This is a genomic window from Alloalcanivorax gelatiniphagus, from assembly GCF_005938655.1.
GTDB lineage: Bacteria > Pseudomonadota > Gammaproteobacteria > Pseudomonadales > Alcanivoracaceae > Alloalcanivorax > Alloalcanivorax gelatiniphagus.
Map to the genome: position 1 here is coordinate 1 of NZ_VCQT01000041.1, position 17368 is coordinate 17368.

General features: G+C 57.6%; 16 protein-coding genes and 1 pseudogene. 10 read left to right on the forward strand and 7 right to left on the reverse strand.

Annotation, left to right across the window (positions count from 1 at the left end):
- The first annotated feature begins 201 nt into the window (after positions 1-201).
- From FGS76_RS14025 to FGS76_RS14075, 10 genes are all read left to right on the forward strand, one after another.
- Positions 202-525: a P-II family nitrogen regulator gene (locus FGS76_RS14025; RefSeq protein ID WP_082810827.1), complete on the forward strand. Its 324-nt coding sequence runs from the start codon at positions 202-204 to the stop codon at positions 523-525.
- A gap of 203 nt (positions 526-728) precedes the next feature.
- Positions 729-1091, forward strand: coding sequence for an NADH-quinone oxidoreductase subunit A (locus tag FGS76_RS14030; RefSeq protein ID WP_062816625.1), 363 nt, complete (start codon positions 729-731; stop codon positions 1089-1091).
- Between the two features lie 464 nt (positions 1092-1555).
- On the forward strand, positions 1556-3190 hold the full coding sequence (locus FGS76_RS14040; RefSeq protein ID WP_304529145.1) for a heavy metal-binding domain-containing protein: 1635 nt from the start codon (positions 1556-1558) through the stop codon (positions 3188-3190).
- Positions 3187-4083 carry a complex I subunit 1/NuoH family protein gene (locus FGS76_RS14045; protein ID WP_008930117.1) on the forward strand — a complete coding sequence of 299 codons (897 nt, stop codon included), beginning with the start codon at positions 3187-3189 and terminating at the stop codon, positions 4081-4083. The genes FGS76_RS14040 and FGS76_RS14045 overlap by 4 nt, the downstream gene beginning before the upstream one ends.
- Positions 4083-4649 (forward strand): NADH-quinone oxidoreductase subunit J family protein, encoded by a 567-nt coding sequence (locus FGS76_RS14050; protein ID WP_008930118.1) that lies wholly within the window; start codon positions 4083-4085, stop codon positions 4647-4649. The genes FGS76_RS14045 and FGS76_RS14050 overlap by 1 nt, the downstream gene beginning before the upstream one ends.
- Positions 4646-4957, forward strand: coding sequence for an NADH-quinone oxidoreductase subunit NuoK (gene nuoK, locus FGS76_RS14055; RefSeq protein WP_008930119.1), 312 nt, complete (start codon positions 4646-4648; stop codon positions 4955-4957). Before FGS76_RS14050 ends, nuoK begins: the two co-directional genes overlap by 4 nt.
- Entirely contained in the window at positions 4954-6864 is a 1911-nt protein-coding gene (locus FGS76_RS14060) for an NADH-quinone oxidoreductase subunit 5 family protein (protein ID WP_138773295.1), read from the forward strand. Before nuoK ends, FGS76_RS14060 begins: the two co-directional genes overlap by 4 nt.
- A gap of 15 nt (positions 6865-6879) precedes the next feature.
- Positions 6880-8349: a complex I subunit 4 family protein gene (locus tag FGS76_RS14065; protein WP_138773296.1), complete on the forward strand. Its 1470-nt coding sequence runs from the start codon at positions 6880-6882 to the stop codon at positions 8347-8349.
- On the forward strand, positions 8349-9713 hold the full coding sequence (locus tag FGS76_RS14070; protein ID WP_089034387.1) for an NADH-quinone oxidoreductase subunit N: 1365 nt from the start codon (positions 8349-8351) through the stop codon (positions 9711-9713). Before FGS76_RS14065 ends, FGS76_RS14070 begins: the two co-directional genes overlap by 1 nt.
- Before the next feature lie 70 nt (positions 9714-9783).
- Positions 9784-10242, forward strand: a complete 459-nt coding sequence (locus FGS76_RS14075; RefSeq protein ID WP_089034386.1) for an ATPase — start codon at positions 9784-9786, stop codon at positions 10240-10242.
- 88 nt (positions 10243-10330) lie between these two features.
- Here FGS76_RS14075 and FGS76_RS14080 read toward each other — a convergent pair whose 3' ends face one another.
- From FGS76_RS14080 to FGS76_RS14115, 7 genes and pseudogenes are all read right to left on the reverse strand, one after another.
- Entirely contained in the window at positions 10331-11608 is a 1278-nt protein-coding gene (locus FGS76_RS14080) for an ATP-grasp domain-containing protein (protein WP_089034385.1), read from the reverse strand.
- Positions 11609-11823: 215 nt separating this feature from the next.
- Positions 11824-13506 (reverse strand): annotated as a pseudogene (locus tag FGS76_RS14085) (BCCT family transporter).
- A 63-nt stretch (positions 13507-13569) separates the two neighbouring features.
- Positions 13570-13851: a DUF5676 family membrane protein gene (locus FGS76_RS14090; RefSeq protein WP_089034384.1), complete on the reverse strand. Its 282-nt coding sequence runs from the start codon at positions 13849-13851 to the stop codon at positions 13570-13572.
- A gap of 702 nt (positions 13852-14553) precedes the next feature.
- The gene (locus FGS76_RS14095) at positions 14554-15207 is read right to left on the reverse strand and encodes a DMT family transporter (protein WP_228235298.1); all 654 of its coding nucleotides are present in this window, start codon (positions 15205-15207) and stop codon (positions 14554-14556) included.
- Positions 15208-15264: 57 nt separating this feature from the next.
- On the reverse strand, positions 15265-16554 hold the full coding sequence (locus FGS76_RS14105) for an ISL3-like element ISPpu12 family transposase (RefSeq protein ID WP_004574636.1): 1290 nt from the start codon (positions 16552-16554) through the stop codon (positions 15265-15267).
- Positions 16555-16575: 21 nt separating this feature from the next.
- Complete coding sequence (lspA, locus tag FGS76_RS14110) at positions 16576-17088, reverse strand: signal peptidase II (protein WP_004863699.1); 513 nt, start codon at positions 17086-17088, stop codon at positions 16576-16578.
- 3 nt (positions 17089-17091) lie between these two features.
- Positions 17092-17368, reverse strand: a 277-nt coding sequence (locus tag FGS76_RS14115) for a cation efflux transmembrane domain-containing protein (protein WP_138773297.1), incomplete at its 5' end; no start/stop codon positions are given.

Consider the following 17368-nt stretch of genomic DNA (forward strand, 5'->3'; position numbering starts at 1 on the left):
CAACCATTTAATCCGCTTACCCTCTATTTTCTGGCGTTTGCGGATTGGCCATGTAACAAACGTGGCGACTGAGTTTTGAAGAGGCGTAGAAAATAGAAGTGTGTACCGTTTTTGACTGCAGTTTAGCTTCGAATGTTTAACTACTGGAAGAAGGGATGATCTGAGTTGCTCGTCGCTCAATTTCCTTAATGTAGTGGAGTTATGATGAATACGAAATTTTGCAAAGTAACGGCAATATTTTCCTCGTTAGAACTTGAAAAAGTCGAGGGCGCGCTGAAAGCAATTGGCGTGTCCGGCTTGACGGTTTCCAAGGTACGCGGTTTCGGCGAGTACCGGAACTACTATGCAGAGGACACTATGGCTGACTGGGTTCGCGCCGAGATATTCGAGGAAGCGGGTCGGGCGGAAAAAATAGTGAAAACCATTGCCCGGACGGTCCACAAGGGGCTCGACAGCGACGGGTTTGTGGCCGTTCTCCCGGTAGAAGATCTGTTGCATATTCGCGACTTCAAGGACGTGCCGTAGTCGAATCTACTTGTTAAAACTCAGTAGAAGGCGGAGGTTCTGACCGCGTGAGTAGAGGGATAGTTTGCGCTTCCGGCAAGGGTGTCTAGACTTGAAACTGATCTTCGTCGAACCATTCGTTGAACGGGGTTCCATATTTTTTGTGCAATAGAGAGTTAGATCTCACGAACTTGTGCCAGAGTAAACTTGAGAAGTTAGACGTTATGAGCGCTACACAACAATACTCATTGCTGCTGGGGTTAGCCCTGGGTGTCCTGGGTACGGTGTTGAGCCTTTATGGCTTGGCTCGTAGTTTGGGGGCGACACGGCAGGAGCCGGGAAAGGATGTGCCGGCGAGTGCGGGGGTGCTGTCACGCGATCCGGTCTGGGGACGTTATCATGCGCGCTATTACGGTTATGCGTTGCTGTTCTTGGCGTTCGATATGGAGATGGCCTACATGTACCCTTGGGCGGTTGTGTTCAAGGAGGTAGGGCTGGTTGCTTTACTTGATATGGGCGTGTTTCTTGCGATTCTCTTTCTCGGGCTGCTTTACGGATGGAGCCAGGGCGCTCTGAGGCGGCAGTGATGTCTGAGGCCGCAACGACACTTGCCGGCGCACGCAAAGGGCGTCCATCTATCCTGCGAAGGTGGGTTGGGCAGGCTCTGGCGCGCAATTTGAGCTGCCTGGTAGTCCCTGGGCCGGAAGTGGCCCTGGCGCATGGGCTGGACCTGGCGGCCGCAGACATGCGCATCGCCGCCACGCCGCGCGATGCCACTGTGCTTCTGATTGTCGGTGAGCTATCTCAGAAGTTGGATGAGGCCACAGCAGTGCTCTATGCCCAGATGCCTAGGCCGCGAGCTATTCTAGTGCTCGGTGGGTCAGCACCTTCGTCTTTACCTCAAGCTGACGTTTCTGCGGATCTCTCACAAACCGAACTGATGGAGGCGGCCACTCGGCTGCAGCGGTTGCTGGCCGAAGGCGCCTTCGCCGCCTCGCCCGACGATTTTGACTCATCAATCCTGCAAACCAAAACCGAATACGTCTGCCCCATGCACCCAGAAGTGGTGGAAGACGAACCAGGTAGCTGTCCCAAATGCGGCATGGACTTGGTGGCGCGCGAAGCCGGCGGCGACTCTGATGCCGGGGAACACGACGAGAACCGCGGCCACGAGCACCACGAACATCATCATGATCATAAGCATGAGAGCGAGGGACACGATCATCACCATGCTCACCACAATGATCATGGACAGAGTCATGAGCGCCATCACGGGCATCACCAGAATCATAAACACGCTCATGACCACGAACAGCATCAGGGCGACGACGATCACGAGCATGCTCATTGCCATGAGCATGAGGATCATCAGGGCCAGGATCACGGTCACCAACAGGAACCGGCTCAAGAACAATCCGGCACTGAATATATCTGTCCCATGCATCCAGAAGTAGTCAGAAGCGAGCCGGGCAGGTGCCCCAAATGCGGCATGGATCTAGAACCGCATAAGCCCGGAGAAGACGAGAGCGTGAAGGAAGATGTGTCGGAGCACGATCACGAGCACCACCATGACCATTCCGGGCACGACCATGACGGGCATGATCATTCTGACCACGACCACGACCACGACCACGACCACGACCACGACCACGACCACGACCACGACAGTTCCGGATTCATGTCCATGGTCGAGGTTACCAAAGACCTGCCCCGCAGTGCCGATGGTTTGGCAATGGACTGGCTTGAGGTGCCCTTCGGCCCCTGCTTTCCCGGTTTGCCGGGCGGATTGAAGCTAACCTTGACGCTCGACGGCGATGGGGTGACCGAGGGCCAAGCAACATCTCTGGTAGCTATGAACACGTCATCTGAAGAGGTGGCGGTCGAAACCTTCATCGAGCGCCTGGCGGCGGCTATGCCGTTGGCACCGGTAAGTTATCGCCTCTTGGCCTGTCGCGCTATCGAGCAGGCGGCCGGTCTGGAACCAGATCCGGCCGTCGAGCGGGGCCGGGCGGCCGCTCTTGAGCGCGAGCGCATCGCCAGCCACCTGGGCTGGCTGGCTCAGTTGGGGCGCCAGCTCAGCTTTGTCTGGTTAACGCGTCGTGCGGCGGCTTTGCAATTGGAAACCCAGCGCGCCGACCGGGAGCAGCTTGTCGCCCTGCGACCGGCGCTGCAGTCGCTCATTGCACGGCTCGAGCATACGCCCCTCCTCAAAGCGCGCTTGAAAGGCATCGGAGCTTTGCCCCACGGCTCCCAGGATCTACGAGGCACGGTGGCCCGCGCCTCCGGCCGAACCGAAGACGCCCGCCAGGCGGATGCAATGTATCGCGAGCTGGGTTTCGAAATGCGCGCTGAGAGCGCCGGGGACGCCTGGGCGCGTCTCCGGCAGCGGCATGTTGAGATCATGACCAGTCTCGACCTCGTGGAGGTGGCCGGAGACCCTGAGCTCCCCAAGCTGCGCGCCATCGACAACCCTTCCGGAACGGGAGAGGCGACCGTGGAAACGCCGCGTGGCCGCGCCACATTGCGACTAACGCAGGAGCGAGGGCAGGTGGTATCGGTCGAGCTGGATAGCGCCTGCAGCCAACATATCGGCTTGGTCGCCGATTTGGTCGAGGGCCAGGAGCTGGGCGATGCCCTGGTGGCGGTCGGGTCACTGGATCTCTCGCCCTGGGAGGTGACCTCATGACTGTCGCCTTAGTGTTGCTCACCTTGCTGGTTGGCGCTTGGTTACTGGCTGTGATTGAGGCCTGGCTAACGACCGGCCGCCTGCGACCGGTTGCGCCGCTGCTGGCGGGCCTGTCGCACCTGGGCCGGGAGTCCATCCTGGCGCGCAAACCCGACCGGTTGTTTTTCGAGACCGCGCCAGTGTTGTTGCTGGTGGTAGCGGTGCTCGGTGCTGCCGTGCTTCCGCTGGCGCCGGATCTGGTCATCGCTGATCTGGCCACCGGCGCCTTGTTTCTTAACGCGGTGCTTGCCTATGTGTTGGTATCGCTGATTATGGCGGGTTGGGGCCCGAATGGCGCCTACGCGATGGTCGGTGGCTGGCGCTTTCTCGGCCAGCTTATCGCCTACTCCATGCTTATCGTCATGCCCATTACGGCGACCGCCATGCGCGCTGAGTCCCTGCTAAACAGTGCCATCGTCGAGTCTCAGGCCGGTTTATGGAACATAGTTTACCAACCGCTGGGCTTTGTGTTGTTTTTCATCGCCGCTATCGCGTTGGCGTTCCGCTCACCCTTCGACCTGCCTACCGCACCCGGTGAGTTGGCCGGCGGGGTCGACGCCGAATACACCGGCGTGCGCCTGGCAGTGTTGCGGCTGGCACGGTTGGTGATGGTAATCACCCTGTCTGCCGCGACCACGGTGTTTTTTCTCGGTGGCTGGCAGGGGCCGCTTTTGCCGCCCTGGGCCTGGAGCCTGATCAAGACTCTGGCGGTAGCCGTATCGATGTTGTTGGTCGGCTTTTATTTACCTCGTATTCGCGAGGCGGATCTGCTGGGCTGGTGCTGGAAGCTCGGGATCCCTCTGGCATTGCTCAATATCTTGATAGTCGGATTGCTCATCCTGGTGGTGCCTTAATGGTTGTTCAGGCTTTTTTTGTCGGCGTATTCGGGCTGGCAGCGATTGGTTTCGGTGTGGCGGTGTTCCGTACTGCGTCTATGGTGCGTTCTGCATTGGCGCTGCTGTTTTCGCAGGCCGCCGTGGGCTGCATGTTTCTGGCCATGCAGGCCGAATTCCTGGGCGTGCTGCAGATTATGATGATGGCCACCGAAATGAGCATCATGGCCATCTTCATGGTGATGTTCATGATGGACCCCGGTGGGCTTGGCGGGATGGATATGAGCCACCAGAAGCGCTTTTCGATTGGCGCCGGAGCCATTGCCGCCGCCACCGCCATCTCGGTAGCGCTGTTCTCTGATTGGGGACCGATAGTCGCCGAGGCGCCGGATGCCGCAATGCAAACGCGGGAACTCGGTTTTGAAATGTTGGGTCGCTCTATGCTGGTTTTCGAGACCGCCGCCATCACCATCCTGACCGCAATGATCGCGGCTACGGCAGTAGCGATTCCGGTGCGCCAGCCCGGCGTCGACACAGGAAAGCTCGACAAGGGAAACGGTGATAAAGAACAGGAGGCTTCAAAATGACTCCGGTACTGATCCTGGCACTTCTGACCGGCGCCATTCTCTTTGGTGTCGGTATCTATGGCGCGCTCTCGCAGACTAATCTGGTCATGATAATGATGGGCGTGGAGCTGATTCTGGCGGGCGCGCTGGTGAACCTGGTGGCCTTTTGGCGCTTTCTGCATCCGGAGGTCTACGCCGGACAGATGTTTGTGCTGGTGGTGATGACGGTTATGGCAGTGGAGATGGCCGTCGGTTTCGGCGTCGCAATTGCACGCTTCCGGGCCAAGGGCTCGGTCGAGATGGAAGAGGCAGGAGACCTGAAAGGATGAGTGACCTGGTCTTTCCCATAGTGTTCCCTTTGCTTGCGGCCGCTGCCATTCTGCTGCTGCGCCGGGGAGCGGCTATTTTGGCGTTGGCCGGGGTCGCACTCAGCCTGGCGGCAAGCCTTAGGCTTTTAGGGGCGACCGCCAGTGGTGACTCCGCACCCCTGGTGCTGCCAGGCTTGCCGGATCTGCCCTTGCGGTTGACCGCCGAGCCGCTAACCGCGCTGTTCAGTGTGTTGGTGGCCGCCGTGGCGACTTGCGTACTGATTTATTCGGTGGGCTATATGAAGCGGGAGTCCGGTTTACCCCGATTTTTTGCCCTCATGTCCCTGTTTGTTGCCGCCATGCAGGCCCTGGTGCTGGCCGGCGACTGGATTCTGGTGCTCGTCGCCTGGGAGCTGATCGGGTTGTGCAGTTACCTGCTGATCGGCTTCTGGTTTCAGCGACCCGAAGCGGCGAACGCCGCGAGCCGTGCCTTTCTCTACACCCGCAGCGCCGACCTTGGTCTGTACATCGCTATATTTATCCTCATCGGGGCGGCAGGCACCAGCCAGATCGCCGCCACCCTGAATGTCGACGGAGGCACCGCCGTGGCGGCCGGGCTTTTGTTGCTGCTGGCCGCCATGGGCAAGTCCGCCCAGGTCCCCTTGCAGGATTGGCTTATGCGCGCCATGGCGGGGCCAACACCGGTGTCGGCGTTGTTGCATTCGGCGACATTGGTGGCAGCTGGCGCCATTTTACTGATCCGCGTAGCGCCGCTGCTGGCGCCGAACGTTTTGCTCGCTATTGGGCTGGTGGGCGGTATTACTACCGTGGCGGCAGGGCTGATTGCGCTGGCCGAACGCGACCTCAAACGCCTGCTGGCAGCCTCAACCGCCAGTCAGTATGGTCTGATGCTGATTGCGGTCGGCGCCGGTGTGCCGCTGGCGGCGTTGCTGCATCTGCTCGCCCATGCCGCCATCAAGAGCGGCCTGTTTTTAGCGACTGGTGAATTTCAGCATGCGCGCGGCGGCACGGCTTTGAGGTGCTTGCGGGGTGTAGGGCGCGATCGGCGCTGGACTTTCCTCGGCTTCGCATTGGCAGCGATGGCCCTGGTGGGTGCTCCACCGCTGAGCGGCTTCTTCTCAAAGGACGCGGTGATCGCCGCCGCGCTGTCCGCACCAAGTACCGCCTGGCTCGCTCCGCTGGCACTGGCGGGCACACTGCTGACTGGCGCCTACCTGGCTCGCGCGCTTCGGATGCTATGGCTCGAGCGCGAGGAGGGCGAGAGCGAAAGCCGTCCGGTCGCCGGTGCCCGCTGGATGGGGGTGGGAGTATGGGCCCTGGTAATCCCAGCCGTCTTCCTGGGTCTGACCTTCGGTCCCATTGAAGCCTTGTTGGGTTTACCCGGCCCTGAAGCCCATGGCACTACCGCCATGCTGTTCGGACTTCTCGCGGCAGTGGTCGGCCTGGCGCTGGGCTGGCTGGTACCGGCACCGCGCCTGCTTGGCCCTTTCCACCCCTGGGCACAATCGGGGCTGGTCATCGCCGGAGGGCTCACCTTCTGGATCGGCCGACCAGCCATGGCCATTGCCTACGGCTGCCTGCGCCTGGAGCGTGGCCTATACGCGACCGTCCTGAGTGTCGGCCGTGGAGGCCTCTTCATTGCTCGAGGTTGCGGGCGCGTGGAACGAGGTTTGTATGCGGCGGTGTTGTGTACTGGCCGTGCCAGCTTGGCCGTGGCGCATTTGGTTCGGGTAGGAGATGAGCGCCGAATCGACGGCCTGATCTTCTCCCTGGTGGCCGGCGTGCGAGGCTGGGGAGACCGTGCCCGCTCCCTGCAAAGCGGTTGGATTCACCACAGTCTGGCTATCAGCGCCGTGGTTACCGCCGTAACACTGATCATACTGCTTTCGGCTTCATTGAGTTTCTAGAGGACAGCCATACTCATGCTACCAGTTGTATCACTTACTCTGTTTTTGCCGCTCGCCGGTGCCGTCCTGATTCTGGCCCTTCCGAGGCCAACGGCGCGAACCGTACACAGCATTGGTATTGGCACCGCCGGTTTAACTCTGGTCGGCGCGCTGGCCATGTGGCTGGAGGGAGTGAGTGGCGCGGGCTTTTCCCAAGTCGAAGAGCTCGAATGGATTCCGGCCATCGGTGCCGCCTACCGGGTCGGGGTGGATGGTATCAGCCTGCCCTTAGTGCTGCTGAGTGCCATGCTGTTTTTGGTGGCGTTCATCTATGCTTCGTCGCTGCGCGAGCGCCCGCGCGCCTACGTGGCTTTGGTTCTACTTCTGGAAACTGCGGCTATCGGCACCTTTACCGCCCTCGACGGAATTCTGTTCTATGTGTTCTTCGAAGTCTCCCTAGTGTCGATGTATTTCATGATTGCCGGCTGGGGGCATGAGGACCGGCAGCGGGCGGCTCTGATGTTCTTTATCTACACGCTTCTGGGCAGCCTGCCGTTATTGCTCGCCATCCTGGGGCTTTACCTCGGCAGTCCCGATCCCAGCTTCGACATGCGCGCCTGGATCGCTAATCCACCGCTTGAAGGGGCCGCGGCCATGTGGGCGTTGGTCGCCATGCTGGTTACTTTCGCGGTCAAGATCCCCGCCGTACCGCTGCACACTTGGTTACCTGCCGCCCACGTTCAGGCGCCGACTATCGGCAGTGTCATCCTGGCCGGCATCATGCTGAAATTTGGAACCTATGGGCTGGTTCGCTTCGCTCTACAAATGACTCCGGAGGCGTTCCGCGAAGCCGGCGTCGTTGTTTTGGTTTTCGGTGTCATCGGCGCGCTCTATGGCGCCTTCGCCGCTCTGGCGCAGACCGATCTCAAGCGCCTGGTGGTCTATACCTCGATCAACCACATGGGCTATGTGATCATCGGCGTCGCCGTGGCCGCACTGACCCTAGACCCCTCAGTGCGTGCCACCGCCCTCGATGGCGCCGTCCTGCAGATGTTCAGTCACGGCCTGGTGACCGGTGCATTGTTCTTCCTGGTGGGCATGATTCAGGAGCGTGCGCATACTCGGGAAATGGGTGAATTCGGTGGCCTACTTAAAACGGTTCCGCTGCTGGGCTGGTCATTTATGCTGGCAGCCTTCGCGTCCCTTGGTCTGCCTGGTCTGGCGCACTTTCCGGCCGAGTTCCAGATATTTCTCAGCACTCTGGGCACTGTGCCCGCCGCTGTTGTCGCGATACTGGGCATCGCGATCATTGCCGGCACTTTTCTCAAGGCAATCCGCGAAACCTTCCTTGGCGAGCCCCAGCAACGCTGGCATAGCATGCCCGACCTGAGCGTGCGGGAACTGCTCGCCGTGGCGCCACTGCTGGTGCTTACCCTAGTTACCGGGGTGGCGCCGTCCTGGGTGCTGGACATCATTCATCGGACGACCTCGGCGTTGGTGCTGTAATGGGTCATGACCTTGCGTTATTAATTCCCGAAATAGCCGTTCTGTTAACGGCGGTCGGTGCACTGATTGCGGAAATGCTGCGCTGGCCGCGCGTTGCCTTGGCGGTTGCCATCGTGGGCCTGTTCATCGCCACGGGCTTGACCTTGAGTATGCTGGGCACCGACGCCGCCGTGTTCGGGGGCAGCTTCCGAATCGACACGCTCAGTATTTGGGCCAAACTTATCCTGTTGCCCGCCACCGTGCTTTCCCTGTTGCTGGCGCGCGTGGATGTGCGAGGCACCGTTCGTGAGGGCACGGTCTACAGTTTGCTGTGCTTTGCCACTTTTGGTGCACTCGTTCTGGCCGGAAGCGGCGATATGATGTTTCTAGTGCTGGGCGTCTTGTTGACCAGCCTGGCCAGCTTCGCGCTGGTGGCCTACCCGGACGATGACCCGGCCACCGAAGCCGCCATGAAATACTTTGTATTCGGCTCGGTTACCGGCGCGGTGATGGTCTTTGGCTTGAGTTACTGGTTCGGCGCCGCTGGCTCCACGCTGCTCTCTGATCTCGCGCGCGCCGACGCCATGCCGCTAGCCGCCATCCTCGGCCTGGTGACGGCGATTGTCGGCCTCGGCTATAAGGCGTCATTGGTTCCGTTTCATTTCTGGGTGCCAGACGCTTATCAAGGCGGGCCCTTATCGATAGCCGCCTACCTGTCTGTGGTGCCCAAAGTCGGCGCTCTGTTCGCGCTAACCCAAGTGCTTCGAGACCTGCCCATGGAGAGCGGTTGGCCCGCAGCTATTGCGGGGCTGGCGGTACTGAGTATGACGTACGGCTACCTCGCCGCATTGGCGCAGGATAATGTCGTTCGGCTGTTGGCTTACTCATCAATTGCGCAGTCCGGTTACTTCCTGCTGGGCATTTTGGCCGTGGGCTCAAGCGCGCTTGCCTTGCCATCGATCATTCTATTCGCCGCCGCCTACGCGGCCATGAACCTAGGTGCCTTCGCCATTGTTGCCATGGTCGGACGCACCTTGACCGATTTCAATGGCCTGGGGCGCAACAGGCCATTAATGGGGATCGCAATGGTGCTATTTCTGCTGTCGTTGGTCGGCATTCCGCCACTTGCTGGTTTCGTGGGCAAGTTCCTGATTTTTGCGGCTGTCATAGATGCCCAATTCACGTGGCTGGCGGTGGTGGGGATTGTCAATAGTGTGCTTTCGCTGGCGGTGTATTTGCGCATTATTGTACCCATGTACCGGCAAGGGGAGGCGGCTCCGAATGCCCCCGAATATTGGCTGAGCATGGTGGCGATAACCGCGCTTTCAGGCACGGTCATCATCGGGTTGGCTGCGCAGTTCTTCCTTGTGATTCCGATGACGTAATGGCATTCCTAGTACCATGGTCGCTGACGTTTTAAGCGACGTATTTTTAAATTCAGACAAGAGGTTTAGCATGAAAGTTGAAACTATTTTTGACCTGATTGAATGGAGCCGAAAGTTGCACGGGAGCCTGGCAAAGTGCCTGTCTCATTGCGCTCCGCTTCATCAAAATGAACGCGCTTCTCTGCTGCTTGAGTATCTGGCCTCGCACGAAGCGGAAATAGAGAAAATAGTGGCAGGGTTTGAACAGCAGGCTGATCCCAGCGCAGCTCGCACTTATGTGTACGATTACATGCCGCACACTCCTATTACCACCCACCTGGATTGCGACGATCACTACGCCAAAATGGATGCCACTTCAGTAGAGATGGAAGTGGTCGATTTCCACGAACAAATCATCAGTCTTTACCGAACGCTTATCGAAAAGGCAGAAATACCCGAGGTCACAGAACTGGTGCAGTCATTGCTGGATATGGAAGAGCATGAAACCAAGCGCTTGGTACGGCAGATAGGGCGCATGGATGACATGTAAGTAAAATAGGGCTATCCGTTTTTGCTGGAGTCAGCGCGCGGAGGCCGCTGCCGGCCCGGTACTTCTTGGCGGGCGGAAATGTCTCCCGCTAGGTTTGCTTGAGGAGAACTGGTGCAAAGCCACCACCTGGGGTGCGAAAATTGGTGGTCTGGCCCCGATACAAGCGCGCCGCCGCCAACAGCAGCTCGCCGCGATAGGTATATAGACGTACGTCGACCTTGAGCATTTCCCTCTCGTCATCGACCATCACCAGGCGTTCTGAAGGTGGCACATAGGTCTGCGCGATGTAGTCGCTTTCTAGAATTCGGGCAAAGGCGCTTTTTGTGAGTTTGCTGCCTTTGTAAACTCCTTTGCTGCCATGACCCGCTACAGGTTTGAAAAACAATTGCCGTCGCTGCCGCCAGAGTTCTTCGCCATTGGCGGCATCGACTAACTGGGTGCGCGGAATACTTTGGCGAAGCAATTCGGCGTTCTCAGCGCTCAGGCCCCACTCCCTCAAGGTCGTTTGATCTGACAGAACAGCCAAATTGCGTTTGTTCGCGAACAGTGCGTGAATGTGGGGGTTGGGGGTTATAACAGCGCCTCCCACCGACCAGGCCGCGCGTAAGGTGGCGTGATCGGGGGCTTCGAGTCCGAAGTCCACCAACCGATTGTACACCAGATCGATTCGTTTGCCGTTGCCGTACAGCACTCCGTTATTAAGCTGAAAATCTTTGGGGGACAGAATGTGGGTCTCGATTCCGCCCCTCTGCAGCAACCTCTGAGCGAGCCTGAATTCCGGATAGAGGTACTGTTCCTCTGGCTGATCATCGACGATCGCGATTGTCTCCAGGCGTCTGCTGCCGCGCTGGGCGCGCCATTCGCTTTCGAACTGACGGATCACCTCGCGGTCAAAGTCCTCGGTCCAGAGTTCATTGGTCGCACCGCCACAGCATCGTTTTTGGGCACGGACAAGAATCGCATTGAGAAACGCACCTCCGGCATTGGTGTTAATCTCGATTAGACGTGGTCCATCGTCGCCAAGATGGAAGTCATAGCCCATAAAGGCACCAGCGGGACCGGGGTCGAGCCGTGCTGTCGATGGTGCCCAGGACAACACCTTCTCTCGATAGTCGGAGAGCGCAGCGGCCGCTTCCAATGCGCGAACCAAGGCCTGCATCTTGGCCAGATCTTGGTCGGGAACAAAGACAGCAACGTTGGAGAAAAGTTGATGCCAGGCCTCGCTGGACAAAATATCCTCGGCGCCTTCACCCAGTTGATGGGCGATATCCTGAGCTACCGCTGGCCGATCGAGAGTGACGCAGGAACAACTTTGGTTGAGTCTTTTTGCCTCTGCCTGCTGTGAAATTTCATTAGTTGGGTGCACAGGTCATACCAAATGATCGTAGGTTTACGAAAGTTCTCGGGATTGTAGCAAAATGCGCTGTACTTGGGCCATGGAAACCGCTTGATGAAGCGGTGGATTTGGTAACGAGTGGTTTTTCAGTCCGTACTTTCTCAATTGGGCATTTCATCGTCCGGTACCGTAAGCCCAGGAAAGGGCGTCGGCCAGGGTAACTTGGCCCCTTGTTGTTTCACCAGCTACGTCTCTTCTATCTGGGTCGATTGTCCTGTCCGGCTCAATCCCGGACATTGCTCGGGCGCGCTTGGATGGAGTTCCTCTTCTTCCTGACGCTCCGCTTCCCGCTCAGACTCTCTCAGCAGCCATTGCTCCATGCGGACATGCATCATTGCGTTTTTCTCTTCGCGGCGCCTAATGTCTGTCGCAAGGTCTTTATGAAGAGAGAAAGCCATTAGGACCATCAGCAACATAAAAGGAAATGCGGCGACAATGGAAAGAGTGCGGAGCCCGTTCAGCCCGCCGCTCAGCAAGAGCACGGAGGCCATTAACAGCTGCAAGCAGCCCCAGAGCACTCGAACAAAGCGTGTTGGCGTTAGTACACCCTTGGAGGTGAACATGCCCAGTACGAAGGTGGCTGAGTCCGCAGAGGTGACCACAAACATCGAGACCAGTATGACCGCCAGAACAGCGGCGACCCCACCCCAAGGCAGTTGATCTAAAAGTACGTAAAGACCGGATGGAACTTCTTCTGCCACGGCATCGGCGATACCGACGCCTTCAAACAGTTCGAAATGGATGGCGGAACCACCAAAGGTTGAGAACCACAGCATGCTCAAGGCGACGGGAATGACCATTACCCCCATGACGAACTCCCGAATGGTTCTTCCCCTTGATATTCGGGCGATAAAACTCCCCACGAAGGGCGCCCAGCTTAACCCCCATGCCCAGTAAAACATGGTCCACTGCTCCACCCACTTTTCGTCGGAGTGGGGGGCGGTTACCAGGCTCATTTCGATGAGGTTTCCGAGATACTCGCCAAGCGTTTGGGTGAGCTCACCAAAAATAAAGGCCGTGGGTCCCGTGACCAGGACGAAGAGCAGGAGGCCGCTCGCGATTACAAGGTTGGCGTTACTGAGATGGCGTATGCCCTTGTCGAGTGGCGTCATGGCCGATATGGTAAAAAGCGTTGCAAGCCCTCCCAGGATCATAAACTGCGATGTGGTCGAGTAATCCATTACACCCAGCCGGGAGAGGCCGCTATTGACCTCCAGCGCGCCAAGCCCCAGAGTCGTTGCAACCCCGAACAAGGTGGATACTACCGCCAGAATATCGATGGCTTTTCCCCAACCGCGGTCTACTCGCTCTCCCAACAGGGGGCGGAATGTTTCGCTGATCAAACCATAGCTATGGTGGCGAAAACGGACATAAGCGATAGCCAGACCCACAAGGGTAAAGTTGGCCCATTGGTGAAAACCTCAGTGAAAGAACGAGTAACGCATGCCCAGCTGCGCCGCCTCTACGCTGCGCGGCTCGGCAAGGCCCAGGGGCGGAACGTTCAAGTGCATGATGGGTTCCGCCACGCCCCAGAACACCAGTCCAACGCCCATGCCCCCCGAGAAAATCATGGCCAGCCAGCTGGTGAAGGAGAACTCCGGCAACTCGTTCTCCTGGCCCAGGCGGAGGTTTCCGAACCTGGAGAACGCCAGGAAAAAGATAAATAGTACAAAGCCGGTGGTTGCCATCAAGTACATCCAACCAACATTTTTGGCGGTTGCATCGAGGACTTTCTGGGCGATTGCTTCAACAGTTTCCGGCTGAAGGGCAGCGGTGACGACAAAGGCGGTAATAATGAGTAGTGAGGTGTAGAAAACCACCCCGACATCACCGAGGTGTCTCTTCAGGAAAGTTGTTAATCGGTTCATAAATAGCTCACCAGACAGTTCTCACGTTTCTACCCGTTTCGACGTAGGATCCATTAAAAATAATCATTGTCTCTCTTTTGAGAACCAGCGATACAAAGACACAAACAGAGCCGCGATGTACCAACCGTACAAATAGGCTTCAACTAATCCAATTAAAAATCCCGACCACGTAAGCCATTCGAAGCCGGGCAATAAAGGCGCCCAAGCTTCGTACATACGCATCTGCGCCGGGGCGAGCAGGCCAAAGCCTACGCACAGCAGATAGCTGATTACTAACAGAACTGACAGGGTGTTGCCTAGCGGAATAGTCCGCAAACTGGTATTCACTGCGGTAGATTGGTTCATGGCTCGTTTCCTCTTCTCGTTATAGAAATTCTGAATTCTTTGCCTTAAACAAGCTTGTGTCGGCGATTTTGTCTGCTCAGTTTTTGACCGGCGTAAGCGCTTGTGCCGGCGCAGAGAGCCAGTGCTCTTATGCAGCTAAACCGCACGACTGGATCGAATTGCCATGCAGCCAAGCATATGTCTGTGCGACAGCCACATTATCAGTGGCGGGAGAATAATCCACTGCAGAAGTGGAGCTAGCCCCACGCCTAACAGCGGTATGATCGGCATGGAGTCTGCGTATGTCCACCGCTCTAGCGGGCCAGTCGCCAGCCATTCCATGACGATGGTTACGAGAAGTGCCGCAACCAGAAGGGTGATAGCAGGCTTTCGTTTTCCCTCGATGAGCCATCGACGGTGTCCAAAGACTATTGAGGAAAACCAGAAGCTGGCCAGTAGAATCAGCACATCGCCGCCGGTAGCCTGGATACACAGCCAAACCACAGAGCCGTGAGACGAATTCGCCATACCCATGAACCAGGGTACTTGAAGCATCTCCCATAAAAAGTGCGTCAAAAAACCAAATCCCGCCAGGGGGAGTTCCGGCAAGACTACCGATAATCGGCTGGTGGGTGCTCCTTGGCGCATTCGTTCTATCACATTTTACTCCTGTTACGGGGTTTTCCACTCCATCTTTATAGTAAGGAGGAAGGACTCTAGCGACTAAGGCGGTGTTGCACTCTCGTCGGCGGCTGCCACAGCACCTCTCCCTTGCATTATGGCTATACCGACAATGACAACAATTATTCCAAGAATTTGGACGGGTTGGAGTCGCTCTTCAAAGAACATAAATCCAATTAGCAACCCAAGTGCCGGGGTTAGAAAGCTGAAGACGTTCAATCGGTTTAAGGGGGCGCGGGCCAGCAGGGCGAACCATAAATACATCATGGCGGCTGTCGCCAGAGCGGATAGAATGAGCAGGGAACCGGTGAACCGAAATGTCCACCGAATTTCCCACTGTTCGCCGCCCACCGCGGATGCAAGAAAGAGTATTCCGCCGCCTATTAATAACTGGACGGCCATGGGTGCGGCAACTGATCCCCCGGCACGCTTCTTTAATAAAATGTTGCCGATGGCTATTCCGATGGCGCCCACAAGAACCCAGGTAATTCCCCATAGATAACCGGCATTGTTATTGTCGAATCCGGACCAAGAAAGCAAGGTGACGCCCAAAAAACCTATGACAAGTCCGGCTATGCCCTTGGTCTTCAACGTTTCTCCGAGCCAAGCGGCGGCGATCGCTGCGGCAATCAGGGGCTGAGTACTTGCCAGGACAGTTGCCAGTCCCGGTGATAGGTGTCCTGCTGCTAGAAACATTGGATACGGATTTAATGGTTGATGGGGCACCTTCACCCCATCAATCTGATACCACCCTCAGATGGTTGATAGATCGACTCCGTAGTTGAGTTCCTCTGCGAAGTCCGGCAGTCCGTAACCGATGGTTTTCTTGTAGAAAGGAGAGACCTTCGCAGTCGGTGCCTTCTTCTTGTGCTTCGTGGTGTAGAGCATTCGTGCCCGCATCACCTCGAAGGAGTAACCGCGCCCTTCACGGTTCTTGTCCTTGGCCAGTCGGTTGATGGACTCCGTGTAAGCGTTGGTGACGGGCATGTCCGTCTCGAAGTAGGTCATGGTCTCTTCGCGCCAGTTTCCCACTGCCCTTACCAGATCGCTCCAGACTTCCTTTTGGCCCTTCGGGATGGTGGCTATCCACTCGTCCAGGGCGGCTTCTGCCTGGAGCCGTGTGGTGGCGTCCCAGATGCCGTAGAAGCGCTCCTTGTGCTCGTAGGCGGCCAGCAGTTGCGGGAACGCGCCTGTCCAGGTCTCCATGATGAGGCGCTCCCGGTCTGAGACTTCGTGAGCGCGTTTCAGCAGGATTTTCCGGTCTCCCTTGAGAGTCCGGCTCTGGGACGGTTTCAGCTCCTTTCTGAGGCCCTTGCGCACTCTCTCTAGGGCATCGTTGGCCATGCGCACCACATGGAACTTATCGACCACGATACGGGCCTGGGGCAGCACAGCCTTGACCGCTGCCCGGTAGGGGTTCCACATGTCCATGCTGACGATCTCGACCTTCTGCCGGTCTTTCAGCTTCATCAGGTAGTTGGTCACCACGTCCTGGCGGCGGGTGGCCAGCAGGTCGAGCAGGGTTCGCTCCTCAATGTTGGTCAGAATGCAGCGGTAGCGCTTGTTCAGGTATAGCTCGTCAATGCCCAGGATGCGGGGCGTCTCGAAGCGGTGCCAGCGCCCCAGGAACTCGGCGCGGGCGTTGAAGATGTCGCGCACCGTCTTCTCGTCCAGGCCGGTCTGTGCCGCCACAAAGGTGTAGGGGTGGTTGAAGGATTCCTTCTCCACGTACTCATGCAGCCGCAGTGTCATACGGAATCCGTCCACCATCTCCGGTAGCTGGGGCCTGAATGTTGTCTTGCAGGCCCGGCAGGTGTATCGGCGGCGGACCACCCAGAGAGTGACCCGCTTGCCGTGGATGGGCAGATCACGATAGGGAACGTCACGCTTGCCGAACCGTACGAACTCACCCTGCACGCCGCATTCCTCGCAGGCGATGGGATCGGGCACGTCCACCTGGAAGTGCATTTCGTCGTCGGTTGATTTGCAGCCCAGTACTTGGTATTGCGGCAGGTGAAGGATGTTGTCGGGAAGTTCGGTCATGGTGTTGTATAGGCGTAGGTGTCAGTCAGATCCATCCGGCTCGGCATTGGTGTTTGCTTTTTTACCCAACAAGCTGCTGGAAACGAAAAGTAAGGCACCGAGGACAATTGCAATATCAGCCAGGTTGAAGGCCGGCCAATGCCAGTCTCGCCAATAGAAATCAAAGGAATCCACAACATAGCCGCGAAAGACCCGGTCAATCAGGTTGCCCATGGCGCCACCGAGGATAAGACTGTAAGCGATGGCTTCTCCTTTATGACGATTTTCAAGGATCAGCTTGATCAGAAAAATCGAGACCACTACCGCGATTCCGATAAAAAAGTAGCGCTGCCAGCCTCCACCATTCGCAAAAAGACTGAATGCGGCACCGGTGTTCCATAGGTGCACCCAGTTAAAGAACGGGGTCACCGAAACATACTCGCCATAGGCCATTGATTGCTGCACCAGCCACTTTACAGCCTGATCAGACGCTGCCAGCAGGCCCGATATGGACAATAGGGCATACGGCGAGAGCTTTTTGCCAATAATGAGCATTATTTAACCCTTCAACGCCAAAATGCGTCTGGCACCGTTAAGTACAATGCCCCCCGCGATGGTGCCGATAATCAGATCCGGATAATTGGAACCGGTCCACGCGACCAGGGCGCCGGCGGTGATGACCCCCAGGTTGATCACCACGTCGTTGGCCGAGAATATCCAGCTTGCCTTCATGTGCGCCCCGCCTTCCCGATGTTTGGATATGAGCAGCAGACAACTGGTATTGGCAATCAATGCGACGAATGCGATAGCCATCATCACCAGCGATTCAGGCTCA

Bases quoted from the DNA above. Each gene is read 5' to 3' on its own strand.
- FGS76_RS14040 (WP_304529145.1), top strand. From the start codon at position 1,556: ATGCACCCAGAAGTGGTGGAAGACGAACCAGGTAGCTGTCCCAAATGC.
- FGS76_RS14025 (WP_082810827.1), top strand. From the start codon at position 202: ATGATGAATACGAAATTTTGCAAAGTAACGGCAATATTTTCCTCGTTA.
- FGS76_RS14075 (WP_089034386.1), top strand. From the start codon at position 9,784: ATGAAAGTTGAAACTATTTTTGACCTGATTGAATGGAGCCGAAAGTTG.
- FGS76_RS14045 (WP_008930117.1), top strand. From the start codon at position 3,187: ATGACTGTCGCCTTAGTGTTGCTCACCTTGCTGGTTGGCGCTTGGTTA.
- FGS76_RS14090 (WP_089034384.1), bottom strand. From the start codon at position 13,851: ATGAACCAATCTACCGCAGTGAATACCAGTTTGCGGACTATTCCGCTA.
- lspA (WP_004863699.1), bottom strand. From the start codon at position 17,088: ATGCTCATTATTGGCAAAAAGCTCTCGCCGTATGCCCTATTGTCCATA.
- FGS76_RS14065 (WP_138773296.1), top strand. From the start codon at position 6,880: ATGCTACCAGTTGTATCACTTACTCTGTTTTTGCCGCTCGCCGGTGCC.
- FGS76_RS14070 (WP_089034387.1), top strand. From the start codon at position 8,349: ATGGGTCATGACCTTGCGTTATTAATTCCCGAAATAGCCGTTCTGTTA.
- FGS76_RS14060 (WP_138773295.1), top strand. From the start codon at position 4,954: ATGAGTGACCTGGTCTTTCCCATAGTGTTCCCTTTGCTTGCGGCCGCT.
- FGS76_RS14050 (WP_008930118.1), top strand. From the start codon at position 4,083: ATGGTTGTTCAGGCTTTTTTTGTCGGCGTATTCGGGCTGGCAGCGATT.
- FGS76_RS14030 (WP_062816625.1), top strand. From the start codon at position 729: ATGAGCGCTACACAACAATACTCATTGCTGCTGGGGTTAGCCCTGGGT.
- nuoK (WP_008930119.1), top strand. From the start codon at position 4,646: ATGACTCCGGTACTGATCCTGGCACTTCTGACCGGCGCCATTCTCTTT.
- FGS76_RS14105 (WP_004574636.1), bottom strand. From the start codon at position 16,554: ATGACCGAACTTCCCGACAACATCCTTCACCTGCCGCAATACCAAGTA.
- FGS76_RS14095 (WP_228235298.1), bottom strand. From the start codon at position 15,207: ATGTTTCTAGCAGCAGGACACCTATCACCGGGACTGGCAACTGTCCTG.